Consider the following 6,862-nt stretch of genomic DNA (forward strand, 5'->3'; position numbering starts at 1 on the left):
GTTTCAAGTCGAACCTACTACACCAGTTGCTCTACTGCCCCCCGTACCGACAATGGCAACAAAATCACTAGCGGATTCGTCAACCATCCTGACTTATGATTGGTCGCTCTACTTAGTGACTCGAACAGTATGACGCTACACTCCAGACTCTATCGCTATTGTTGGCTAGGATTACTAGTGATGATTCTGCCACTTTCCGCTTGTGCTAGTGATCCTTCCCCTGAGCAGCTATTGGAACAAAATCAGGAACGTTGGGAAACTCAAAAGCTAGATAACTACCGGTATAGATTACAGGTAAGTTGCTATTGTATTGGTGAAGTCACCAACCCAGTTGTGGTAGAAATCCGTAATGGTGAAACGACTTCCATTGTTGCTGCTGATAGCGGCAAACCAGTTAATCGGAAATTTTTTAATACCTATGATTCGGTCTCGAAGCTATTCGATGTTGTCCAAAAGGCTATTGATCAGGATTATTATAAGCTTGATGTTACCTACGACCCGACTTTAGGTTATCCAACTCAAATCGATATGGACTTCAGAGAAAAGATAGCGGATGATGAAAGAACTTTGACTATTGGTAATTTGGAAGAATTAAAGTAAGGTGGGCAAAGTAATATAATTGTAAGCTATCAGCTATCAGCTATCAGCTATCAGCTATCAGCTATCAGCTATCAGCTATCAGCTGATAGCCTGTCGCCACGCTACCGAAAGAGTTTATGCCCATAGCGCACGCTACACCAAAGAGCTTTTGAATAAAACAAGCTGACGGCTGACCGCTGAATGCTGAATGCTTACATATAATTTATAATAATCCAAATAATTCAACGGTTTTTGCCCACCCTACGATCTACAAACTAAAACCCAAGTAGGGTGGGCAAAGTAATCTAATTTATAATAATCCAAATAATTCAACGGTTTTTGCCCACCCTACAAGACCGATGAGTAGATGAGTAGGGTGGGCAAAGTAATCTAATCTAGAAGAATCAAAAGAACTAAACGGTTTTTGCCCACCCTACAAGCTACAAACTAAAACCCAAGTAGGGTGGGCAAAGTAATCTAATTTATAATAATCCAAATAATTCAACGGTTTTTGCCCACCCTACAAGCTCACAAAGTTAAAAAGTGATATAATGAAAATTACACCATTACTGACACCTGTTGTGGTAGGTTGTATAGTTACAGCTGCTCCGGTAGCCTTGGCGGATAGTCCCTTAACTAGTACTCCTTTTGCTAAGGCATATAAAGATGTTGATCTGATTACATATGCCTCGGTTTATGGACTTGATGATAAGGTTTTCCAAAACCTAAGCAATCCCAATATTACCCATGATGTGCGAGCAGCGATTATCAACCAACTTGGGTTTTCTGTTGAGCCGAGCCAGAGGGCTAATCAGTATCTTGAGTATATTGCTCGCAGCCGTAGTCAGCAGCCATCAGCCATTACCCTTGAGATGTTAACGGCAGCAGAAGCCCTAGCGCTAGGCTATTTACTAGCCATGGATGACCCAACTTTGGAGAGTGCTGTTGCAGTAAGCAATCGCTCTAGATCAAGCAGTAGTCTGGGGCAAGTTCAGCGAGCTAATGCTCTATTATTATTGGATGCAGCAGTTGTGAAGGATCCTGAAGATTTCTCTATTGCTTTTATCCGTAGCCTGGTTCGGGCACAACAGTCATTACGGGCAGGGATTGGGAATTGGTGTGCGGTTTACCAGAATGTTTTTTCGGTATTAAAGGACTTTCCCCGTCAACGAAACATGCGCCCTGAAGCGATTGATATGGTTAACGATTATATTAGAGGTTACCGGAACTATTGTAATAGTCGCTCTATTTCTCGTTGACTGGGATTTGGAATGCGATCGCAAAAGCTGATCGAGTTAAGAGTCTACAATGGGGGCGATCGCAAAACCCTCCCTGCTCCCTGCTCCCTGCTCCCTACTCCCTACCTACAACCAAATCCCACAGCACATCAATACCATTGCCCACATAGTCTGAATCCTGGTGTTGTTCAATCCATTCAATCACAGTGCGGAGAATATGATCGGATGTTTTGCCCAACTTACCCAAGGCATAGGCTCCCATCCAACGCACATTAGAGTCATTATCCTGAAGCAGTGCTAGTAGAGTGTTGACTACGGTTTCTGAGCTGTTGTCGAATTCAACCAAGGCATAGGCTCCCATCCAACGCACATTAGAGTCATTATCCTGAAGCAGTGCTAGTAGGCCGTTGACTACGGTGTCTGAGCTGTTGCCCAATTTAATCAAGGCATAGGCTGCCGTACTACGCACATAAAATTCATTATCCTGAAGCAGTGCTAGTAGAGTGTTGACTACGGTGTCTGAGCTGTTGCCCAATTCAACCAAGGCATCGGCTGCCCTTATACGCACAGAAGATTCATCATCCTGAAGCAGTGCTAGTAGGCCGTTGACTACGGTGTCTGAGCCGTTGCCCAATTCAACCAAGGCATCGGCTGCCCTTATACGCACATAAGATTTATCATCCTGAAGCAGTGCTAGTAGGCCGTTGACTACGGTGTCTGAGCTGTTGCCCAATTCACCCAAGGCATCGGCTGCACTACTACGCACATTAAAGTCATTATCCTGAAACAGTGCTAGTAGGCCGTTGACTACGGTGTCTGAGCCGTTGCCCAATTCACCCAAGGCATCGGCTGCACTACTACGCACATTAGAGTCATTATCCTGAAACAGTGCTAGTAGGCCGTTGATTACGGTGTCTGAGCTATTGCCCAATTCACCCAAGGCATCGGCTGCACTACTACGCACATTAGAGTCATTATCCTCAAGCAGTGCTAGTAGAGGGTTGACTACGGTGTCTGAGCTGTTACCCAATTTACCCAAGGCTGTACTAGCACTACTACGCACATCAGAGTTATGCTGCTCAAGCAGTGCTAGTAGAGCATTGACTACAGTTTCTGAGTCCTTGCCCAATTTACCCAATTCATAGGCTGCACTAATACGCACATTAGAGTCATTATCCTCAAGCAGTGCTAGTAGAGACTTGACTATGTTTTCCTTGACTACGGTGTCTGAGCTGTTGCCCAATTTACCCAAGGCATCGGCTGCCCTTTCACGGACATCAGAGTCATTATCTTTCAGTCGTTCTAGCCATATGTCAATTACCTGATCTTTTTCCCCTAATTTAGCTCGATAGTTCAGCAATCTTTTCTCATTAATATCAGATTGCTTCTTCAACAATTCCAATACCTGTTCTTGAAAATTCGTTTCATTTAAACTACAAATTATTTGATAAACTTGGTGATGAATATTATTACCAACTCGTTCTTCACTCACCTCCAACTCAACCAACCGCTCTAAAATCTGTTGCACTAAGCTACTATCAGCACCCCGCAAATTCTTGGGGTTTTCCGCCAAACAATTACCAGCAAACAACAAGTCCCGATGCAACCACTGCTCATAATCACTCTTATTATTCAAAACTATCTTAATCGCTTTCGCCGCCTTTTTGGGTTTTTGTTGTGCTATCAGCAATAGTAACACTTCGCGCCAGTGGGAGTCATGCAAATGCTCCCGAATCGGATCCAAAACAATATCAAAATCCCCGTCATTATCCGCTTCATAGTCAATATCTTCAGCACACAAATATTCCTGAAAAGTCTTATGGACAAAGGCATAACAATTTTGCCCCTGCTCATTCAATAAACCAGTGCGCTCCCGAATCAATTCTACAAATCGTTTCGCCTCTTCCTCGGCCTGATGAAGCTTCACCTCCTTCATGGTTTTAATCTGCTGCTTCAACTGATCAATCAACTCATCCCGGTCAATCAGGGTGCCACTGTCGTTATCTTCAATATTTCCCTGGATATGAATCCAATAAGCCAGGGATTCCATCAACCGGCGTAAATCATCCAAACCCAAATAGGTCAACCAATTATCACGAGTTAACTCTTTATTGGCATCCCAAGAGGTTAACAAGGTTTCCACTGCCTTGTCATAAAGCTTATGGCGCTCCTTGGGCAATACCGCTTGATACCGATGAATCAAGGCAATAATTGTCAACAATAACGGATTCCGTGCCAACAACTTAATCCGGTCATTATCATCCAGAGCCTTTCGTAACGTCTGCTTGCGCCTTTCCGCTTCTGCTTGGTCTTGAAACCTGCTATTATACCAGTTATCAATAAATGCGGAAATCTTCTTGTCATCAAAGGGTTCAATTTGATAGTGGGGAAAGTCCTCAGTGCGGAAAAAGTCCCGTCGATAACCAGCCGGACGAGATGTAATAATCGCTCGATTTCTGTCAAACTGTCCTAAAAAATTATTGATGCGACTGACCACATCATTCCGTTTAGCGTCTTCTGCTACTTCATCCAAACCATCCAGCAATATTAACGCTCTACCATCAGACAACCAATGGTCAAAAAATCCCACTGGTATGGTGTTGACGGCCATGGTTTTTTCAGCAAACATCCGGGCATAGTCGATCAGGCTTTTATCTGGATGTCTGGCCAAGTCTCGTATCCTAATTAAAATCGGTAGCCAGTCAGTATTACCATCTAATCCCAAAACCTCAGCTTTGCTCTGAGCTAACATTACGGCAAAATAACTCATCAAGGTTGTTTTACCGGAGCCTGGAGCACCCAATATCACTACTCGTCTCGACTGATTTTGACTCAACAACTGATCAGCCAAAAATTTCCTAGGAGTTGTCTTTTCCAACAGCGCCCTTTCTGGTTTTTCACCACTTGCCTCTGCTAACCGCTCCAATTCCAAATCCCTAGCAGTTGCCACCTCCTGCACCACATCTGGCATTACAAAAATCTGGGCTAACTTCTCCGATTTTTCTACTTCTTGCCCAGCCACAGCAATGCCAGCAAATTTTACATCATCAAACCATTTGGCTAACTGGTTACAATAATCCTGTTTGGCTACCTGAAATTTTAGATAAGTAGCAGTCTGCTCAAAATAAGCATTAACAAAGATCTTTATCCAATCCGGTAAACTGGCTTGTTGATTTAGTTGGATACTCTTGGCTTCAGCTTGCTGTTGAAATAGCCTGACTAAAAAATCACAGTCTGGCTTTCCTTGATTGATTAAGGGTTTCTGTAATTCCGCCACAACCCCCGAGTTAGTAAAATAGTTGCCCAAAAACTTCTTAACTCCATTCCAGCCATCCGGGGCGACATGAAAAAATAAGCGCTTTTGACTATCGAGTTTTTCGTCCGATTGATAAACCGCTTCTACTCCAGCTTTGATGGCTTTTTCGACATCGCTTTTAGTCAGAGATTGAGCTATATGCTTACCCACTGCTACCCCAGCACTACCTAACAAAGGTGAGACTATTTTGGGTATTTCTAAACTAGCCAAAAGTGAGAGGGGGTCCATAATTGATATTTACTTAGGTTTAATTAGTTTAATTGTAATAGCAATTCATAGTCCCAACTGATTTAGAGCATCCCCACACTGAACCAACGCTTGATCTGAATTTGGTTCAATTGCCAGGGCTTGATTGTAGTTCTTAATTGATTCTTCTAACCGCCCTATGCTCTTTAAGGCATTACCTCGATTAATCAGCATCTGACTCAATAAAGCAGCTTGATCAAGTCCCAACTCTTGGTAAATCTCAATTGCTTGATCATAAGAAGCTATGGAGCGCTCATACTGCTTGAGGCAATATAAGGCTCCACCCAAACTACTTAAAGAAGCTAATTCTCCGTAGCGGTCACCAATCTCATGTTGAATTTGTAAACCCTGTTGAAGATAGTCAATCGCTTCTCGATATTGGCCTAAGGATCGATAAGCATTACCCAAGCTACTTAAAGAATCTGCCTCACCCTTGCGATTGGCCGTAGGCCACGCTACGCGATCGCCGATTTCTCGTTGCCTTTGTAAAGCCTGTTTAAAATAGTCAATCTCTTCGTCAGCAGGTCTAGCACTACCAACATTGATGTTGTTTTGCCCTGGTTGGATTACATTATCAGAGAAACCGTTAGCTCCTATATCAACAGAAAAATCAAAAACACCTGCGCCCCAATCAAAGAAATCCGGAGCACGGCGAATAAAGTATTTAATAGCAAACGCTGGCAACACAAAAACAAAGCAAAGAGTTGGAAAATTATCTCGAAATAGCTCTCGCCGTTGGTTTAAATGACTCAAGATAGTAGGGACAGTATCAAGATTGTAGTAATCCCCGTCTCCGCCATATCCTGGCTTGATATAAGCTTCTAAAGATTTTTCAAGACCTTGAATGAAGAGAATAGTCAACTGATCGCGGTCTAGAATATTTTTAACACGATCATAAAGATTATCAATGGGCTCGTTTAATGTTAAGGTTGCTATTTGCTTCTGGGGTAAATCCTGATGCACTCGCCCAATGATCCGCTTAGCCTCCGCTGGAGGAGATTGCATGAACACAATCCCAAATCCCCTCCGTCGCCTCAGCGATCGCAAAAAGGCTTGGTAAATTTCCTCCCTAGAGGGTTGACTATCGTTAGATGACTTAGCAAGACTCATAAAGCTCTAACCTTTTTAAGTTCATCTTGGAATCTTGGAATCCCTTCGATTAGTGGATGAACATTACATCAAATCTGTAGGTTATCGTTTTCATCATAATAGCGGTATTCCAAGAGGCAGCGACTCAACAACAGACGTAAGTGATCAACATCATTATAGGCCTGCTTGAGATGACATGCTCGCGCTAAAATTTCCCATTCAGTCTCCTGTACAGTCTTCTGATAGGTCTCTCGTGTTTCTTCAATGGCTCGCTTTGCTGCTTTTTTAGTAATCGGTAGTTCATCTGTCCAGTCAATCGCTTTCTGGATTAATTGCATCAAGTTTCGGACATGTCCACCACTCATTAGACAAAGATTCTTTAAGGTCTCACCGT

General features: G+C 43.1%; 4 protein-coding genes and 1 pseudogene. 2 read left to right on the plus strand and 3 right to left on the minus strand.

Going from position 1 to position 6,862, the window contains the following annotated elements:
* The first annotated feature begins 180 nt into the window (after positions 1–180).
* Positions 181–600 carry a DUF6174 domain-containing protein gene (locus F6K38_RS32400; protein WP_287359199.1) on the plus strand — a complete coding sequence of 140 codons (420 nt, stop codon included), beginning with the start codon at positions 181–183 and terminating at the stop codon, positions 598–600.
* A gap of 530 nt (positions 601–1,130) precedes the next feature.
* Positions 1,131–1,838, plus strand: coding sequence for a hypothetical protein (locus F6K38_RS32405; RefSeq protein WP_287251862.1), 708 nt, complete (start codon positions 1,131–1,133; stop codon positions 1,836–1,838).
* 94 nt (positions 1,839–1,932) lie between these two features.
* Here the strand turns inward: F6K38_RS32405 and F6K38_RS32410 are convergent, their stop codons facing one another.
* From F6K38_RS32410 to F6K38_RS32420, 3 genes and pseudogenes are all read right to left on the minus strand, one after another.
* Positions 1,933–5,361 (minus strand): HEAT repeat domain-containing protein, encoded by a 3,429-nt coding sequence (locus F6K38_RS32410; protein WP_287359202.1) that lies wholly within the window; start codon positions 5,359–5,361, stop codon positions 1,933–1,935.
* Positions 5,362–5,406: 45 nt separating this feature from the next.
* Positions 5,407–6,489, minus strand: coding sequence for a tetratricopeptide repeat protein (locus F6K38_RS32415; protein ID WP_287251857.1), 1,083 nt, complete (start codon positions 6,487–6,489; stop codon positions 5,407–5,409).
* A gap of 68 nt (positions 6,490–6,557) precedes the next feature.
* Positions 6,558–6,862: pseudogene (locus F6K38_RS32420) on the minus strand (ATP-binding protein); the annotation flags it as partial.

The organism is Moorena sp. SIO3B2 (genome assembly GCF_010692525.1).
Classification (GTDB): Bacteria; Cyanobacteriota; Cyanobacteriia; order Cyanobacteriales; family Coleofasciculaceae; genus Moorena; species Moorena producens.

Bases quoted from the DNA above. Each gene is read 5' to 3' on its own strand.
- F6K38_RS32400 (WP_287359199.1), top strand. From the start codon at position 181: ATGATTCTGCCACTTTCCGCTTGTGCTAGTGATCCTTCCCCTGAGCAG.
- F6K38_RS32405 (WP_287251862.1), top strand. From the start codon at position 1,131: ATGAAAATTACACCATTACTGACACCTGTTGTGGTAGGTTGTATAGTT.
- F6K38_RS32410 (WP_287359202.1), bottom strand. From the start codon at position 5,361: ATGGACCCCCTCTCACTTTTGGCTAGTTTAGAAATACCCAAAATAGTC.
- F6K38_RS32415 (WP_287251857.1), bottom strand. From the start codon at position 6,489: ATGAGTCTTGCTAAGTCATCTAACGATAGTCAACCCTCTAGGGAGGAA.